This window comes from [Clostridium] polysaccharolyticum (assembly GCF_900111595.1).
Classification (GTDB): Bacteria; Bacillota; Clostridia; order Lachnospirales; family Lachnospiraceae; genus Clostridium_AI; species Clostridium_AI polysaccharolyticum.
Genome location: NZ_FOHN01000026.1, coordinates 1 through 18,078 on the forward strand (window position 1 = coordinate 1; position 18,078 = coordinate 18,078).

Here is an 18,078-nt window from a genome sequence, read left to right on the forward strand (position 1 = left end):
TTAAATCATTTAAGGAATATATAGTTAAATCAGTGGTTATATTAGTTTGAATGATCATAATAGCGCCTCCTATCAGGAATCTATTATAATCAGTTTTTGTACATATTTATATTAGATTTTCTGTACTTATTTATGTTAGCATTTATAAATATTGCAGCTACGTTCTTGAGCAATATGAGAAAGCCAAAGAATACTGCAGCGATCCTCTTGTATTTATCGAGCAGCGCTTGGACTTCTCCCGCTACGTAGAGAATGGTTTCGGTACCGGTGACTGCGTCATTATTGCAGACGAAGTGCTTCATATCATCGACTACAAGCATGGTCTTGGTGTCCTGGTTGAAAGCGAAGGTAATACACAAATGATGTGCTATGCCTTAGGTGCTTTAGAAGCCTTCGATGACTTATACGACGTGAACACCATCGAAATGACAATCTTCCAGCCCCGTCGTGAGAATGTTTCCACCTGGAGCATTTCCAAAGAGGAACTACTCAAATGGGCTGAGGAAGTATTAAAACCTACCGCTGCCCTCGCCTATGAAGGCAAAGGTGAGTTTAAGGCTGGCGACCACTGCCAGTTCTGCAAGGTCAAAGCCACCTGCAGAAAACGTGCTGAGACAAACCTTGAGCTTGCAAAGTATGACTTTGAGATGCCCGCAACACTTGATGATTACGAAATTGCAGCTATCCTGCCTCGTATCGATCAGTTAATTGCATGGGGCAATGACATCAAGGATTATGCGCTTACCCAGGCTCAGTCCGGTACACATTATGAAGGTTTCAAAATCGTTGAAGGCCGAAGCAACCGCAAATACACAGATGAAGCTGTTGTTGCCTCAAAGGTATCTGAAGCCGGTTACGACCCTTATGAGAAGAAGCTCCTCGGCATTACCGCCATGAGCACTCTTCTCGGGAAAAAGAAGTTTGAAGAATTATTAGGTGACTTAGTTTACAAGCCGCCAGGCAAACCAGCTCTTGTTCCTGAGTCTGACAAACGTCCGGCCATGAACACTGCAGCAGATGATTCCAAAGACAATTAAGGAGGAAAATATTATGTCTAAAATCGCAAACCCTACTAAGGTGATCACAGGAGTGAACACCAGATGGTCCTACGCTAACGTATGGGATCCTAAGTCAATCAACGGAGGCGCACCTAAGTACAGCGTTTCCCTCATCATCCCTAAGAATGATACCGTAACTGTTAACAAGATTAAGGCTGCTATCCAGGCTGCTTACGAGGAAGGCGAGTCCAAGCTTAAGGGTACCGCCAAGGTATGTCCTGCTCTTGATGTTATCAAGACTCCTCTTCGTGACGGTGACAAGGAGAGACCGGGCGATGAAGCTTACGCGAACAGCTACTTCATCAACGCCAACTCTGCTACTGCACCTGGAATCGTAGACGCAGATCGCCAGCCTATCCTTGACCGCTCCGAGGTTTACAGCGGTGTGTATGGTAGAGCATCCATTAACCTTTACGCTTTCAACTCCAACGGTAATCGCGGAATTGCCTGCGGTCTTAACAACCTTCAGAAGATCCGCGATGGCGAGCCTCTTGGTGGTAAGTCCAGAGCCGAGGACGACTTTGCCACCGAGGAAGACGACGATTTCCTTAGCTAACAAACTACTGACAATCATGGCGGTGGGTACGCCTGCCGCCCATCTTCTGAAAGGTATGGTGACAATCAATGACAATGGATTATATTAACCAGTTAATCGACGCTTCTATCCGAGGAACTTTAATCGGAATTACACTCTTTTTCTGGGGCTGCGGGCTTGTCGCAGTATGGAAGTGGGTGTTTGGGCTTGCTAAGAAATTTCTCAAATGGCTCTGCCCTAACCTCTTCAAGAAGAAGGAAACAACCGAAGCAGACAATAAATAATCTCAGGGCGGTAGCACATTCTGCTGCCGCCTTATTTTAGGAGGATGCTATGACAATACATGAAATGTCCATCGACTTAGAAACTTACAGCGATGTTGATATAAAGAAAAGCGGCGTCTACAAATACGCCGAGTCAGATAATTTTGAGATACTTCTCTTTGGAGTGTCCATTGACGGAGGCCCCGTAACTGTTTATGACCTTGCCTGCGGTGATGCAATCCCTAAAGACATTATTAATGCCTTGGTAGACGATACCGTAATTAAATGGGCTTTCAACGCAGTGTTCGAAAGAGTCTGCTTATCCTACTGGCTCAAAAAGAACTACCCTGACAAGTTTAAAAGCTACGGCCCTGAAAATGACACTACCGGTAATTACTTAAACCCTGTCTCATGGCGCTGTACTATGATTTGGACTGCTTACATGGGACTTCCTCTTTCTCTTGAGGGCGTTGGTGCTGTACTCGGACTTAAGGAACAGAAAATGAAAGAAGGCAAGGATCTCATCCGGTACTTCTGTGTTCCCTGCAAACCCACAAAAACTAATGGCGGCAGGACTCGTAACCTTCCGCAGCACGCTCCCGATAAATGGTCCACCTTTAAGTCCTACAATGAGCGAGATGTTGTTACAGAAATGGGCATAAAAGAAAAGCTGCACAAGTTCCCGGTCCCCGACTTTATTTGGGATGAGTACCACCTGGACCAGCAGATAAATGACAGGGGCATTCTCGTAGATATGCAGCTTGTAAAAAATGCCATCGCCTTTGACGAGCGTTCTAAGACAGACATCTCCGATCAAATGAAAGACATGACGGACCTTGAGAACCCTAACAGCGTAGTTCAAATGAAAGCCTGGTTATCCGAACAGGGTCTGGAGGCAATCAAATCCCAATATCGTATCCCTGTGGTGGGATGTTGATACTGCTGTAAAGAATGCAATTAAAATGCACAGCAGCACTGAAACGCATGGCATCAAGTTTACTTGGCGCAGCGGCATGTTATTTATCACTCTCCCGTCCGGACGTAAGCTCACATATATTAAGCCAAGGATCGGTGAAAACCAGTTCGGTGGAGAAAGCGTAACCTATGAAGGTATCGACTCCACAAAGAAATGGGAGCGTCTTGAAAGCTACGGTCCAAAATTCGTCGAGAATGTGGTCCAGGCTATTTCCAGGGACCTTCTTATGAATGCCATTAAGAACCTGCCAGGTGCACTTATTTGTGGGCACGTGCACGATGAGCTTCTCATCGAATGCAAAGAAGATGTATCCCTCGATGACGTCTGCAAGGCTATGGCGCACAACCCTGAATGGTTCCCAGACATTTTACTTCGAGCGGACGGTTATGTAACATCATTCTATAAAAAAGACTAAAAAGAAAAGCAGCACCGGCGTGATCCAGTGCTGCTTCTTATTATGCCTAATCATTTTCTCCAGATAGTTATACTTTTTCTCAATGCAACTCTTCCGTACTTAGCCATCTGTTGGCTGCTATTACCTTTCTGCTGCTTCAAACAGTACACCTTCTCTGCCTTAAATCCAAATTGTTCAGCAAAACTAGTAGACAAAAAATCTACAGGGATAACTTCTCCCCCATATCTCACATTATCATTTACAAAGGCTACCAGTGCTCCAGGTTTGCACAATCGATATAATTCAGCGTATATGAATGCTAATTCGGTAAAATATCCTTCTATCATTCTTATAACGCCCTTGTTATTTAAGTCTCCATTGTCCTTTCGTTTATCCATCGCCGTTTTTATTTCAGTAAAGGCCGCGTTACTTTGTATCGTGTCATATATCTTTTGGAAGCGTTCTTCTTGCCCAATAGACGAATAGTACTCTTTTAGTGCTTCAACTTTTGTTTTACTCTCAACAGTACACGATAACAAATCTTGACGCATTTTTTTGATTCCGTCCTCTGTAGCCCCCAAATAAACCAATTCAAGAGCATAAGTTCTTGTATAATCGTACCTGTTGCAATATGGTGGCGATGTAATTACACCTTTGAGACAACCATCTTCTAATTCAGCTAATCCATAAAGTACACTCTTTTCTCGATAGTCTATTTCAGAAGTGTATTCCTTTTCTCCCTGAGCCTGAATCATCTCTATATCAGCTAATATGTGCTCTAATTCAGCAACTATTGTGTCTTGAACATTCTGTATCTCTTCTCTAACATGTTTTTCAGGAAGAAGCTTCCTTCCTTGCTCTTTTCGTATAATATTTGCATTCTTAACTTTATCAGATCTACAATCCCAACTTAAATACTGCCCCGACTTAGTGGTATAGCTACACCGTTCTAACGAATTCAAAACTGCTAATGTAAATAAATTTTTAACAGTATCATCAAAAGTTGTTGTTTTGATCCAATCTGATGAGTACTGAATAAATTGACCATTAAATACCGGATAAGCCGTATCGGTGATAGTCACATATGGCGTGAATCCCTTATAACCATCTGGTAAACTAAGATTTTTTACTGCTGCAATTAGTTTCCTAATTTCATCTTGGTCATATCTCATGACATTTGCCTTGGCTTTAATAGCTACTGCAGAAATTGGCATAATATCAAATCCTATGCTATTAATTCCCCTCATTTGACATACTAACGCAGTAGTTCCCGACCCCATAAATGGATCCATAACAAGATCGCCTGGTTTAGCCTCCATATCATCTAAAATCTGACCAACCAAGTCAGCAGAAAAGCCTTCTTTATATTTAAGCCAACTATGTAAAGCATCCTTTTTACTTAGCTGATAGCTTACACTTCTTCTGTCGAATCTGTTTGTTACCTCTAGAATTGATTCATATTTCTCTTCTAATGCTTGTCTAGCCCGCTCATCACACAAATCTCCTGCTGAAAATTTATCTACAATATATTCGGACTTATCAGCTACCACTCCTATTTCTTCTAAAAAAGACATCTGTTCCATTTTTTCTTATTACCTCACAGTTGAATTATCCAGTTACAATACTCGACTAGTTGATTAACGTCGGTCAAATTAGCTGCATTACTTAGCACTTCATCCTGTAACTGATCATAAATCTCTACAGCCATAGCATTTGCGATTGCTGCGCCGATAAAGGATGTTTTTATACCGGGATATCCCGCAGCACTAAACGAATCTCTAATACGTATAAGCGCGGTATTTCCTGTTTTCCAATGTTCATCAGCTCCCGCAGGGTCAATTCCTCCTTTGAGCTCACCTAACATAATTGCTCTCTCTGGTCTTCTAACGATTTTCCCTTTATCGTATTCAGTAGTATTGCTCTTATACAAACAAATATCAACGTTTTTCTTAACTGTTGGTATAGTCATATTAAAAGCAAGTATTCTGTCACCATTCGTATTTTTCCAATGTAAAGCCTTTACCTGTGATTCTATATCAGCCTGCCCCACCGCTTTTCTTTTCCATGTAAAAGTTTTATCATCACCAGATAACCAATAGCAATCTATCCCTTGGACATCCATACTAGAAAAAATTGCTCTAATAAGTTTCTCCTGTCCTAATGCACCGATCTTATTTCTCATGGTGCCTCCAACAGCATCACCCTTGATCAACAAATAACGATATGTTGCCTCGTCAATATAGTCAGCTCCTGCTGGTTTCAAAAATTTTTCTATCAATTCTTTAATGGCCGCAGTTTGATCGTCTTCAGTTAAATAATTCATAGACTTATCCGACAACCCAGCGGCAGTTAACAAAAAAGGACGTATGTTGGGCATACACCAAAAATCATCTGGCGAAGTAGTATGACTAACCATAGCCTTAAAGGCCAATGCATTCTTTACATATGGGTCACCCACCTTATTTTTTTCTAGCGCAATGCTTAAAAAACCAGCTCTTGTCTGCTCATGTGTTGTTACTAAGCTCTCAGCACTTGTTATAAACGAATTAAAAGACATACTATTATCCTCCTCAGGTTCTATACTTACTATAAATCATTATGTGTCCTAAAAAATGGACTCAATATCTCTACTTATATATTTACAATTTTTTAGTTTCAGGCTTACTTAATTAGGAACACGCTCAACAATATCGTTAAGCTCAACATCCAAAGCTTCACAAATCCGAAGCAAAACATCCATTGTTACGTTTTCACATCGACCCATTTTTGCTATTGAAGCAGCACTAACATGGCTCATTTTCTGCAATTCCTGTTTTTTTATTCCTCTATCAATAAGCAGATGCCATAGCGGATTATAGCTAAAATGTGTTTTTAGTTGTGTTGTGGAATTATTCATTTTTGTTTTCCTCTTCTTTTAATGGCTCTTTGTTCCAACCTCTGCCAAAAAGCTGATTACCATTACCTGATAATTCAATTACTTTTCTCTTTTTTATTAGGGGCTTCGCTTCCTCAGCATAAAAGTCTAATGATCTGAATGATACAAATGTCTGCTGTCCTCGCTTCCCTACTGCATCATACTCTTTTATTATTTCCGTCAATGCTGGCTTCTCAATCGGATCCAGTAAGTCAGAATCATGAACGATAAATGGAATATTAGACACCTCCATGTTAGCTAAATCAAAAGTAATTAACCCTCTGAACTGAGCACCACTTCCACCATCATCTCTTGTGCTAAAACTATATTTACCAAGCTTCTCTAACTGCAAAGTAGGTGGCCGCTGAATATCATTCTTGACAATCCTGGCTGTGATTTCTCGCATTTTCTTATTTACAACAGTTTCTATATCAGACAATTGGGTTGCAATCACTTCATCTCTTGTCTCAGCATATTCTGCGGCTGTCTTTTTAAGCCGTTCAAAAGTAATAAAGTTTTTATTAGCTTCTCGAAGGTTGTTCAGCTCTGTAGTTATTCTCGCATACTCTCTAAGCACTGCCTGAGTAACATTAGGAATACTTTTCACCTCGGCAATCTGCTCTTTTATACTTACAATTTCATTGCCAAGCAAAACATACGCCGTCGCGAGATCTTTTTCTGTTTCCTTAAACTCTGTAGTTAAGACCTTTGCCAAACTCTGATGAAACTGCTCTACTTCTGTTAAAGCCCTAAACTCTTCTTGCGGGAAATACTTTTCTAATTCTGTAAACGTTTTTTTAAAGCTCTTTTTCCCTTCAGTCATTTCTCGTCTTAACGAATTAAGCTGTGTTTGTACTTTTGCGCGTTGCCTACGATAATTTATAAGCATTTCATTTAATTCACTTAAGCGCTGCGCCTGCATGCTATCAAGATCTAATAATCCTTTACTACTATTTTCAGCTAACTGCTGCTCCTGAATTTCTAATTCAGCCGCTTTCTTTTCGTTTTCGTCGTATTCTTTTTGATTCTTTGCAGCACGAATATGCTCATATTGTTGTGTTTTTCTAAATGCATCCCTTTCATCAGCGGCTTTATCTGCCTGCTTTATCTGCGCATCAACAACATTATATTTGCTAAATTGCTGCATGTATTTCTTGATTGCGTCCTTCACATTCTCCTGCTTTGCAGATTGTAAAGGCCTCTCTTCATCCATTGTTTCTCTTTTATATACCCGGATGAATTTTGACATCGCTCCTCGCCAAGCTAACCCTTCAGTATTAACCGCATACTTCTCAGCAAGAAAGTCCCTGAAGTCGTCTATATGCATTTTATCTGCGCCTTCACTAGGTCTATAGTCTTTATCACACTTCGTAACTGACATATAATCTACTGTATTTCGCGCAAAATGGTATTCCTGACCATCGAACAGAAATGTAAAATTTATGGTATGTTCAAGAACATTTTCCTGGACATCCTGGCATTTTTTTACATAGTCTTCGCCTCCAAATACAAAATCAAGTATCATTAAAAGTGTTGATTTTCCTATGGAATTAGATCTATCCTCATCCCCAAGAATAGCGTTTAGCCCTTCATGAAATTCAATTGCTGGACGCTTCTTTCCATTGGCAACAAACTTGTCACACTGCACTCTAACCAACATAATGAAGCATCTCCTCTCTTAGTTCTATCTTGTTTAACGTATATAGACAGTCGAGTATTTCCATATACTCCCTAACATCTGTCACCTTGTTTTTCACCTTTTTATATAACTCCCCCGGCGTCATGTCACTCTTCTCAAGGTAAGACAATAATACCGGAAACTTTGATATTGTACTTTCTTTATATGTCGTTACTTTACTTGGAAATCTCACGACTAAACACCTCACAATTCTGAATAAAGAAAGCCACCACTATGCGGCAAGCTGTCCTACTCCTGTCTCCTAAATTTGCCTTTTTTCTTATCCACTCTGCCAAACTCTCAATAACGTCTTCCTTTGACAAACCAGCCTTTTCAAGCTTTAAAGAGCTTAGTTTAATCTCTGTTGCTATAGTATCAAAATCAGCCTCACTGTCGTTGAATGCACCTTCTATAGTTCTATAATATTGAAGTACATGATTCTGCACTTCATTTTTTAATAGCGGCTCATTCTTAATCTTCTCATCAATTCTTAATGCCTTGTAGTCCAATCCAATCATTTTTGATGGATTTTTTATTTCCATAAGCGCTGCCAAGGCTATCCTTATATCTTCTTCAAGCTCCATACGATCTATCGACTTCTGGGCCTCATATCGCGTTGATAGAAATTCTTTTATGTCACGCAGTTTTTTAAACTCTTCAACTGTAGGATTAAGCAAATATTCTTCAGATGCTTTCTCCCCAAGTGCTATAAGGTTGCTTACCGAATCGTAATCCTGCGGCCTTGGAACTACTTTTTCAAACTCTTTTAGTTCATCCTCCGTCAAATCGTCTGGAAAAATCTGTGTGATTACATACCTACGCATAGGAACATCTTTCACATATTCCACTAACTTATCATGCGTGATGGGACATTCATAATTCACCTCTGTTAGGAATGGTACATCCTGAGGCTCTACCTTATCTGAAACCTTTTTATTATCTCTACTTAGCGTATATAAAAAAATATCTGCAAGAAATTTATCATACTCGGCATTATCAAAAAGACTTTTAAACTCTTCTTTCTTTTTTCTTGCTACTTGAACATCCTGCTCAATAACCTTACACAGCTTTTCAAATATATCGTACTTTAGATTTGGATTGAGGTCAGCCAATACTTCTTTCTTAAAATACTCATATACTTTATCCGCAACCTTGCTATCAAGTGATGCCTGCTTTATGTCGTCTGGGACAGGATCTTTCCTGCTGACCAGACGGCTTATTTTTTTGGAGTTTAAATCAGTTGTACAATTCGCATCTTCCTGAAGGGATACTGACTCTAGTAAAAACCTTCCTGCTGCTTCTTGCTTATCATTTCTTACAAATCCACTCTGCATAATCTGAATGAATGTAGACAGTATCAGTTCGTTCAAATATATTTCTCCCTTCTCAACAGAAAAATATTGGCAAAACAGTGGCAAAACGGTGGCAAGTACATTCATTCCTCAAAAATTTATACTTAAAGCAGCTTCAGAGAAAGACCGTTTGAGCCCACTATCGTTATTCATTATATCACGCGCAGACGCAAAAATCTATCCTTTAAGATTATTTTTTATGCTTTCGCATAAATATTTCTCTGATTAATACGTCCTGAGTAAGACGTTAAAAGATTCCCATTCAGGGCAGGGATGCTTGGACGCAAGTGTCCGTCTCAACGGTCTCTGATTGGAAAACTAAATACAGCGTCAGTTCATTGAGACGAGCTGGCCACAGAACAAGATGGAGGAAATTTATCTTGGTGGTCAACTACGCTCTTTTTTCAAGCTGCCTGACGGATTTCCTCCGGGCCAACCTAAGGAGGAAATCAAAATGGCAAAAGACGAATTTTATAGAAACTTTAGTAATAGAGCATCATTCAATGGACAGGCTATCAGAGCCGATGAAGAACTTGTTCCTGTAGTTCTTTCCAAGGAGATGGCCCAGACACTTAAACCAGCGGGCCTCAATTATGACAACGTTGAAACCTGGACATTCCGTCATGGTAAGAAAGTCCCCGTTGTCTTCATCCCTAACAAAAAGGGTAATATGGAATCGTACATGAAGATTTTTAATGATGACGTGGAGCGGTATCTTAAGCACAAAGACAGCATTCTTTCCGACGACTTATCTCTTGATGAGTTTTTGGATAATATTGACGATGAAGATGGTTCTGGCTACGACCCTACAGGAACCACTGAAAACGAAGATAATGCTATGTTCTTAATGACAATTAGTATGTTAATCGATGACCTTGCAGAACAGGATGCGAACATGGGTAAAATCATGCAGCTACTTATCGACGGATATCAGAAAAATGAAATTCTCAGTAAAGTAGAGCTTGGTAAAGGTAAGACTCAGGGGTATGCATTTATTGAGAAAACCCAGAAGCTTGCAAAGGAACTCTTCGATAAGAAATATCGTTAATCGATTATTAAAGGCAGCAAAACTCTATTTGCTGCCTTTTCTTCCCCCTAAATCGTAATATCAAAGTCCTCTAAAATCCACATTAATTGGAAATCTTCGAGTTCTATAAATTTATCAACATAATCCTTATATTCTCTTGTAGCATCATGGGTTTCGTTGATTACTAATTCACCAATAGAAAGTATTTCATTTGTGGATGCCATTGTCAGACATTTTTGAGCATACCCATATGCCATATAAGGCATCCCATACCGAAGTGCACTAATGCAAATATCCGCATAGATCTGAGCACATTTTTTCTCGTCTCTGAGAATACCATGATCCAACAGGCTCATTATATGTACTGTATTCTGCAAATAGTAACCATTCAAAGGATGTATTATTTTTTTCTCTTTTTCTTGCTTAAGTTCCAAGTCCGACTGTACATTCAGCAAATCAAGAGGTATCTCTATCCACTCACCTATCAATGGTTTTACATCTTCCCACTTTGTAATTCTTCCCAAACTATGAGCGGTATTTCTTAATGATTTTTCCACGAATAAGAAACTAGAATATCCATTGTCGCGAGCATCTTCATATACCATATGACCCAACATTCCGGATCTTGCCAAGAATCCTGCTCTAACATAGCTTTGTGCTTCAAAAGATCCTTCGTAGTTATCAACAAGTGAAAAAATAGATTCTTTTATGATTCTAATAACATCCCTTGTTAGTGCTGCAGGTAATTCAACACCTATTATATCTGCATAATCCATTAGCACCGGTATCCCATTCCTGATCCCCACATTTTCAACTTGAAAATCAGGTTGGATACATCCTTTGGAAATTAAAAGTTCACCAGCAAATACCCCTAATAGAAATGCTTCCATATTCTTATTTGGTTTTTTCATTATAATCCGTCTCCAATAGCAAAATAGTGAACTATCATTTCATCCTCGCTCTTTTCAAGTACCTCAAGCCATGCTATACATGTAACACTTTTAACTTTTGTAACATTATTCACATAGCTTCTTGAAATCCAATTATCTAATGATGTATCCCCGCATATTACTAATCCACCAAATATCGTCTTGACTCTTATACTTCTTGCTCCATCATTGTCATAAAAAGAATCAAATGAAAATGGGCCTTCTAAGACATACTTGCCGTTAACGCTGATGTCGTCGATTTTTGTAATGCGATTAAAAGTTTTATAAATCTGTTCAGTCGCTCCATCATCTGACAGTATAGAGCTTTTGTATAATAGCCTTTTCGGGCGCTGTATTATCGACTTACTGTTTTTCTTATTATTCTTACCTAGAACATATAAAAATATTTCTGCCAAATAATGATCATACTCTTTTGTATAATAAAGAGTCGCCAAATCGTTCTTTTTCACTGTTGAAATAGTACTATCATCTTTTATGAGATCAAACAGCTTTTCGTAGACGTCACATGCAAGATTAGGATTTAATGCCTTTAGGATTACTTCTGTGAAATATTTATAAACCCCATTTATTATTTTTTGATCTGCAGATGCTATAACAATATCTTCTGGTACAGGATCTTTTCGATTAATAATATTACTAACTTTTTTTGAACTAAGATCACAAGTACAATTTGCTTCTTCCTGATTAGTAATTGCTTCTAGTATTAACCTGGCTGCTGATTCTTGCGAATTTTCCCTAGCAAATCCACCCTGAAGAACCTTAATATAAGTTGCTAAAACCAGCTCATTCATAAATCACCAGTTCCTTTCATTCCTCATATATTTATAAACCTATCGTTGAACTGTATGCATTTTTCATATGTCCATAGAGTAGTGTCAGCCCCCTGCTATGGACCAGTTCCTACTGAGTTTATTTTATCCTAAAAAGAAAAGGCCTATCCAAGGCCAAATCTATCGTTTAACGATAGTGCCTGAATAAGCCTTAGAAATCAATACTTTTATTCTCTATATGTGCTCACCTTTGACAGCAAAACTACCGTCTCGACATGCACCGTCTGAGGAAACATATCCACACAGCAAACCTTCTCCACCTTATATCCTCTAGCCTGCAAGGTCACAAGATCCCTGGCCAGACTAGTAGGCTTACAAGACACATATACCATACGATCCACACCATACTCAATAATTTTTGCTAACGCCTTAGGATTAATTCCATCTCTAGGAGGATCTAGCACAATTAAATCTGGCTTGTCTTCAATCGTATCCAGCATCTTAAGAACATCCCCAGCAATAAACTCACAGTTGTCTAATCCGTTAAGTTTTGCATTTTCACGGGCTGCCTCTACTGCTTCCTCTACAATCTCAACACCTACAACCTTTTTCGCAACAGGAGCCAAAATCTGCGCAATGGTACCTGTTCCACTATATAAATCAAAGATTAACTTATCCTTTGTATCACCAATGAAATCTCGTACAGTACGGTAAAGCACTTCTGCTCCAAGGGAATTTGTCTGGAAGAAACTAAAAGCAGAGATCTTGAATTTCAATCCAAGAAGTTCTTCCATAATATAATCCTGACAATATAAGATCGCCGTTTTATCACTTTGCACTACGTCGGCTAAACTGTCATTTTCAATATGAAGAATACCAGCTATTCTGCCTTCTAATGTCTCGCCCTCTATTGCCTCCCCACCTGTTACAGCAGGGCATAGACTAAGAAGTTTTTCCTTCAGTGGTTCTAAATCCACATTTTTCTGAGAAGAAGTAACCAGACTGATTAAAATTTCCCCTGTTTTCACAGCACGACGCACTAAAAGATGACGTAAGCAGCCTGTATGGGATAATCTGTGGTAGAAATCCACATTTCTTTCCGTAAAATACGCAAGTATGCACTTTAATATGATGTTATAATCCGGATGAACGATTTTACAGTCTCTGGCATTTACAATATCATGGAAGCTGCCACGTTTGTGCAGCCCTAGAGCAAGTGGGCCATCTTTAAATTCATCTCCAAAAGAGAATTCCATCTTGTTGCGGTATTGCCATTCATCTGGGCTTCCTTTAATTCCCAGCAGTTCATATTCTGGCACAACAGGATTTAGTAAATCTGTCACCTGTCTCAATTTCATCTGCAGCTGGTTCTCATATGAAATTGTCTGATAGCTGCACCCGCCACAAGGTCCAAAAGCTGGACATTTTGCTTCACGTGTCTCTAGGGTGGAGGGTTCTAATACTTCCAGTAACCGTCCCTCTGCTTTTCCATTTCTTATTTTATTTACTGAAAAGCGGATTTTCTGACCTGGAAGTGTGTTCTTTACCGTCACTTTTCTACCTTCCACTTTTACGATTCCCTTACTTGGAAAATCGGCTTTTTCTACAATGCCTTCATATACTTGGCCCTTTTTCATTGTATGCTCCTTCAAATATATATTCTTCGTCCATTCTACTATTTCATAGATAAGCCGTCAAGAAGTTTTAAATCGGCCCTTGTCATTTTCTGAATGATTTACTATAATAATAAGTCGGTTAAATAATATTTATTTGAATAGAGTAGAATGGAAGTGAAACGATGGAGTTTCTAATTGATACCCACACCCACACCCTTGCTAGTGGTCATGCTTACAGTACAATGAGCGAAATGATTACGATGGCAAAGGAAAAGGGGCTGAAATATCTTGGAATTACAGAACATGCACCTAAGATGCCAGGAACCTGTCATATTTTCTATTTTGAAAATCTGAAAGCAGTTCCTAGACAATATGGCGGTTTAACATTACTTCTAGGTGCGGAAGCAAATATAATAGACGCCAATGGTACCCTTGATTTATATGACGACCTAATGAACCGTTTGGATATTATTATTGCCAGCCTTCACAACCCTTGCTATGAATGTGGCTCTGCAGCAGAAAATACCAATGCCTATTTAGGTGCTATGAAAAATCCAAAGATTTCCATTATTGGACATCCTGATGATGGACGCATTCCTGTGGATTATGAAGTACTTGTACGTGCAGCCAAAGAACATCATGTGGTACTGGAAGTAAATAACAGTTCCCTATCCCCTAACAGTTTCCGCCAGAATACCAGGGAAAATGTAATGACTTACCTGTCTTTATGCAAGGAACAAGGGGTTCCCGTTATCTATGGAAGTGATGCGCATATCTGCTATGATGTGGCGAACTTTACCTTTGCAAAAGAAATGACGGATGCAGCAGCATTCCCTAAGGAACTTATTGTCAACTATAATCAGAATTTAATTGAAGAATATATTTTAACAAAAAACAAACATACAACTTTACTTTAAAACTTTACTGTGATAAAATAAATAAAAAATTAGTTTTAAGCGCATTCTGGGATTTTTATGATGTTTTATCACAGTTACGCTTTGAAATGAGGAGATTACATGAATAAAAAGTTAAAAACACCGGCTGTTGATTTTTTATTTGATGCAATATTAAGTTTAAATAGTCTAGAAGAGTGCTATACATTTTTTGAAGACATATGCACTATAAATGAATTATTGTCATTATCCCAACGTTTTGAAGTTGCAAAAATGCTGAGAGAACACAGAACATATCTGGAAATTGCAGAAAAGACAGGGGCTTCTACTGCTACAATCAGCAGAGTAAACCGTTCTTTAAACTATGGAAACGACGGATATGACCTGGTATTTGAACGAATTGCACCTGAACTAGTAAAAAAGGAACAGGACTAGAATACATTTTGCTTTATAAAAATAAAGCATGCCTGAATTTTGCATAAAATAAACAAGCTCGGAAACCTGCAGTTCCGAGCTATTTTTTTTCTTTCTCTTTTTCCCTTTTCTCACGCTTCGCTGCCATAGGTGCCAGCTGTTCGTCAATTATTTTTTCAATCATCATTTTCTTACAGTATACATCAAAGCTTAACATGCAGATAAAAGAGAATGTTGTTAAAAATTCACGATCTTCTTCATTTTCAGCATTTTGGAAAGTTTCTTCTGCGTCTTTATATTGTCTGATTACACTTTTCACATATCTATCAATCTGATTTCGCTCAAAACGATATACTTCTTTGTAAATTTCCTCCAGACTTATGCCATCCAGTTTTCCATAAAAACGCTCTGTAAGCGGTTCAAAAATCATCTGAATATCACTAATGGAAAGAAAACTTTTAAAATAATAGATAAAGATTAATAATAACATGTGTTCTTTGGAATACTTCTTCTTACTTGGAGAAGGCAACAGGTTATTCTTCGTATAGTTATTAATCATTGTCTTCGTAAGCATTTTATCATCTTCATACCGCTTACAAGACTTTAAGTGCTCGTCCATAAAAGTAGTGACTTGATCCATATACAAATCAATATCTGGTACTTCAGACGGTTTAATATAATTCACACGCTCCATTTTCCTTAACAGTGATCGCACATAATCCTCGTTCTTAACTGTCACAAGAAATCACCTCTGCTCCCTATTATATAGTATTTAAAACCATATCGCAAGCCATTTTTTTATTGTAAATGGATATGACCAATGCTATAATAGAAACGTATGTTTGTAAAAATAATAGTTAATTGGAGGCCTCTATGAGCATTTACGATACATTAAATCCAGAACAGAAGAAAGCAGTAATGCATGACCGTGGACCTTTGTTAATTCTTGCAGGTGCAGGTTCTGGGAAAACAAGAGTTTTAACTCACAGAATCGCATATTTAATCGGCGAAGCAGGTGTAAATCCCTGGAACATTCTTGCCATTACCTTTACCAATAAAGCTGCACGGGAAATGCGGGAACGTGTGGATAAAATTGTGGGATACGGTTCCGAAAATATCTGGGTCAGCACTTTCCACTCTGTTTGCGTCCGTATATTAAGAAGACACATTGACCGATTAGGATATGATACAAACTTTGCCATATATGATTCGGATGACCAGAAAACATTAATCCGTGAAGTCTGCAAATATTTAGATATTGATACGAAGAAATACAAAGAGCGTTTCTTAATGGCAGCCATCTCCAGTGCCAAAGATAAACTCATATCGCCTGAACAGTTTGAAAGGGAAAACCAGGTGGACTTTGGCAAGCGAACCATCACTAAGGTTTACAAAGAATATCAGGCTAGGCTTAAGAAAAACAATGCCCTTGATTTTGATGATTTAATAAACAAAACCGTAGAATTATTCCAGACTAACGAAGATGTTCTTGGCTATTACCAGAACCGCTTTAAGTATATTATGGTAGACGAATACCAGGATACCAATACAGCACAATTTGAACTAATCCGTACTTTAGCTTCTACCATTAACGAAACTGGTGAAGTGGAACATAATTTATGTGTAGTAGGTGATGATGATCAGTCCATCTACAAATTCCGTGGAGCCAATATTTACAATATCCTGCATTTTGAAAAAGAATATCCAGATACGGCAGTCATTAAGTTAGAGCAAAACTACCGCTCTACCAAAAATATTCTGGCTGCTGCAAATGAAGTAATTGCCCATAACACAGAACGTAAATCCAAAGCTCTTTGGACAGAAAAAGAAGAAGGCGATCCGATTTACTGGCAGGTATTTGATTCGGATTGGGAGGAAGCGGAATCCATTGCATCAGACATTGCGTCTGCTGTTCTTCATGGTGGAAAAAATTATGATGATTTTGCCATTTTATACCGGACGAATGCTCAGTCCCGTATTCTAGAGGAACGCTTAGTCAATCTAAATGTCCCTTATAAGATTATTGGCGGGGTAAACTTTTATCAAAGAAAAGAAATTAAAGATTTGCTTTGTTATCTAAAAACAATTGACAATGGAACTGATGATATTGCGGTAAAACGTATTATTAATGTTCCAAAGCGTGGAATCGGCTTAGCCAGTGTTGATAAAGTACAGGTTCATGCAATTGGAAAGGGGATAAGTTTCTATCAGGCACTAAAGGAAGCAGACTACATCCCAGCACTTGGCCGTGGTGCTAGTAAAATCAGTCCATTTGTCAGCATGATGGAAATATTAAAAGGAAAAATACAAAATCCCGATTACTCTCTTTTAGACCTATTTGATGAAATTATTGAAGCAACTGGATACGTGGAAGAACTAAAAGAAGATGGAACCATTGAATCCCAGACTCGTATTGAAAACATTGAGGAACTTCGTAACAAAATCGTTTCCTATCTGGATTCTGCCGACGAGCCATCTTTAAGTAATTTCCTTGAAGAAGTATCTTTAATTGCTGATATTGATAATGTTACAGACGACACTAATGTAGTTATTCTGATGACCATTCACAGTGCCAAAGGGCTTGAGTTCCCTTACGTGTATATGTGCGGTATGGAAGACGGCATTTTCCCAAGCTATATGACCATTACTTCAGACGATGCTTCGGAAATTGAGGAAGAACGCCGTTTATGCTACGTTGGCATTACAAGAGCCCAGACAAAACTGTCTTTAAGTGCGGCTAAAATGCGTATGCAGAATGGAGAAATGAAATTTAACAAACCTTCCCGTTTTATTAATGAGATTCCTCGTTATTTATTAAAACAGCAAGGTACTATTAAAACTCCTAGATTCCCACGAGAAGATTCTGCATTCGGTAATTCTTATGGCAGTTTTTCAAATTACAGTACCATTTCCAACAAAATGGCATCTTCTCCTTATCAGAAGTCTGCTCCTATTGGAAAATCAGCTGCCATGTTTGACAAACCCAAAACAGGAACTAAAGCCCTTAACAGTATTCCAGGCCTTCAAAAAGGACTTTCAGCTCCTACGGCAAAAGCATTCCAGCCTAACTACAAAGTTGGCGATACCGTTAAGCATATTAAATTTGGTACCGGAATGGTTACCAAAATGCAGCAAAGCGGCACAGATTATGAAGTAACTGTTGATTTTGGTGGCAGCCAAAGAAAGCTTCGTGCTTCTGTGGCCAGATTAAAGAAACTATAATTCCAATTAAGTTAGG

16 protein-coding genes and 2 pseudogenes are annotated in these 18,078 nt (G+C 38.7%); 8 read left to right on the plus strand and 10 right to left on the minus strand.

The annotated features are described in order from the left end of the window. Positions 1-146: 146 nt before the first annotated feature. The 4 genes and pseudogenes from BMY85_RS12715 to BMY85_RS12730 all read left to right on the plus strand — a co-directional run. A pseudogene (locus BMY85_RS12715) lies at positions 147-1,037 on the plus strand (DUF2800 domain-containing protein); the annotation flags it as partial. A gap of 13 nt (positions 1,038-1,050) precedes the next feature. Continuing rightward, positions 1,051-1,614, plus strand: a complete 564-nt coding sequence (locus BMY85_RS12720; protein WP_092478650.1) for a DUF2815 family protein — start codon at positions 1,051-1,053, stop codon at positions 1,612-1,614. Positions 1,615-1,682: 68 nt separating this feature from the next. Then, positions 1,683-1,877 carry a hypothetical protein gene (locus tag BMY85_RS12725; RefSeq protein ID WP_092478651.1) on the plus strand — a complete coding sequence of 65 codons (195 nt, stop codon included), beginning with the start codon at positions 1,683-1,685 and terminating at the stop codon, positions 1,875-1,877. 55 nt (positions 1,878-1,932) lie between these two features. Continuing rightward, positions 1,933-3,247, plus strand: a pseudogene (locus BMY85_RS12730) (hypothetical protein). 50 nt (positions 3,248-3,297) lie between these two features. Here BMY85_RS12730 and BMY85_RS12735 read toward each other — a convergent pair. The 6 genes from BMY85_RS12735 to BMY85_RS12760 all read right to left on the minus strand — a co-directional run bounded on the left by BMY85_RS12735 (position 3,298) and on the right by BMY85_RS12760 (position 9,188). Next, on the minus strand, positions 3,298-4,809 hold the full coding sequence (locus tag BMY85_RS12735) for a DNA methyltransferase (protein WP_207646555.1): 1,512 nt from the start codon (positions 4,807-4,809) through the stop codon (positions 3,298-3,300). A gap of 14 nt (positions 4,810-4,823) precedes the next feature. Beyond that, a complete protein-coding gene (locus BMY85_RS12740) occupies positions 4,824-5,783 on the minus strand; it encodes an AvaI/BsoBI family type II restriction endonuclease (RefSeq protein ID WP_092478652.1) in 960 nt (319 codons plus the stop codon). A 108-nt stretch (positions 5,784-5,891) separates the two neighbouring features. Beyond that, positions 5,892-6,122 (minus strand): helix-turn-helix domain-containing protein, encoded by a 231-nt coding sequence (locus BMY85_RS12745; protein WP_092478653.1) that lies wholly within the window; start codon positions 6,120-6,122, stop codon positions 5,892-5,894. Continuing rightward, positions 6,115-7,800, minus strand: a complete 1,686-nt coding sequence (locus BMY85_RS12750; protein WP_092478654.1) for a DUF2326 domain-containing protein — start codon at positions 7,798-7,800, stop codon at positions 6,115-6,117. Before BMY85_RS12750 ends, BMY85_RS12745 begins: the two co-directional genes overlap by 8 nt. Next, entirely contained in the window at positions 7,790-8,026 is a 237-nt protein-coding gene (locus tag BMY85_RS16375; RefSeq protein WP_408643267.1) for an ABC-three component system middle component 7, read from the minus strand. The genes BMY85_RS12750 and BMY85_RS16375 overlap by 11 nt, the downstream gene beginning before the upstream one ends. Continuing rightward, positions 7,995-9,188, minus strand: coding sequence for an ABC-three component system protein (locus tag BMY85_RS12760; RefSeq protein WP_092478656.1), 1,194 nt, complete (start codon positions 9,186-9,188; stop codon positions 7,995-7,997). Before BMY85_RS12760 ends, BMY85_RS16375 begins: the two co-directional genes overlap by 32 nt. 436 nt (positions 9,189-9,624) lie before the next feature. Between BMY85_RS12760 and BMY85_RS12765 the strand changes: the two genes are divergently transcribed. Continuing rightward, a complete protein-coding gene (locus BMY85_RS12765) occupies positions 9,625-10,218 on the plus strand; it encodes a hypothetical protein (RefSeq protein WP_143066389.1) in 594 nt (197 codons plus the stop codon). A 47-nt stretch (positions 10,219-10,265) separates the two neighbouring features. On the opposite strand, the gene BMY85_RS12770 is transcribed toward BMY85_RS12765, so the two are convergent. The 3 genes from BMY85_RS12770 to rlmD all read right to left on the minus strand — a co-directional run bounded on the left by BMY85_RS12770 (position 10,266) and on the right by rlmD (position 13,554). Further along, positions 10,266-11,108 carry a hypothetical protein gene (locus BMY85_RS12770; protein WP_092478658.1) on the minus strand — a complete coding sequence of 281 codons (843 nt, stop codon included), beginning with the start codon at positions 11,106-11,108 and terminating at the stop codon, positions 10,266-10,268. Further along, complete coding sequence (locus BMY85_RS12775) at positions 11,108-11,938, minus strand: hypothetical protein (protein ID WP_092478659.1); 831 nt, start codon at positions 11,936-11,938, stop codon at positions 11,108-11,110. The genes BMY85_RS12770 and BMY85_RS12775 overlap by 1 nt, the downstream gene beginning before the upstream one ends. Positions 11,939-12,144: 206 nt before the next feature. Then, positions 12,145-13,554: a 23S rRNA (uracil(1939)-C(5))-methyltransferase RlmD gene (rlmD, locus tag BMY85_RS12780; RefSeq protein WP_092478660.1), complete on the minus strand. Its 1,410-nt coding sequence runs from the start codon at positions 13,552-13,554 to the stop codon at positions 12,145-12,147. A gap of 161 nt (positions 13,555-13,715) precedes the next feature. Here rlmD and BMY85_RS12785 point away from each other — a divergent pair, with 161 nt between their 5' ends. Together BMY85_RS12785 and BMY85_RS12790 are read left to right on the plus strand one after the other, a co-directional pair. Beyond that, positions 13,716-14,450 carry a phosphatase gene (locus BMY85_RS12785; RefSeq protein WP_092478661.1) on the plus strand — a complete coding sequence of 245 codons (735 nt, stop codon included), beginning with the start codon at positions 13,716-13,718 and terminating at the stop codon, positions 14,448-14,450. Between the two features lie 99 nt (positions 14,451-14,549). Further along, positions 14,550-14,861: a YerC/YecD family TrpR-related protein gene (locus tag BMY85_RS12790; protein ID WP_092478662.1), complete on the plus strand. Its 312-nt coding sequence runs from the start codon at positions 14,550-14,552 to the stop codon at positions 14,859-14,861. Positions 14,862-14,940: 79 nt separating this feature from the next. Here the strand turns inward: BMY85_RS12790 and BMY85_RS12795 are convergent, their stop codons facing one another. After that, a complete protein-coding gene (locus BMY85_RS12795; protein ID WP_092478663.1) occupies positions 14,941-15,579 on the minus strand; it encodes a DUF1836 domain-containing protein in 639 nt (212 codons plus the stop codon). Positions 15,580-15,713: 134 nt separating this feature from the next. Here BMY85_RS12795 and pcrA point away from each other — a divergent pair, with 134 nt between their 5' ends. Then, complete coding sequence (gene pcrA / locus BMY85_RS12800; protein ID WP_092478664.1) at positions 15,714-18,062, plus strand: DNA helicase PcrA; 2,349 nt, start codon at positions 15,714-15,716, stop codon at positions 18,060-18,062. Positions 18,063-18,078 lie beyond the last annotated feature (16 nt).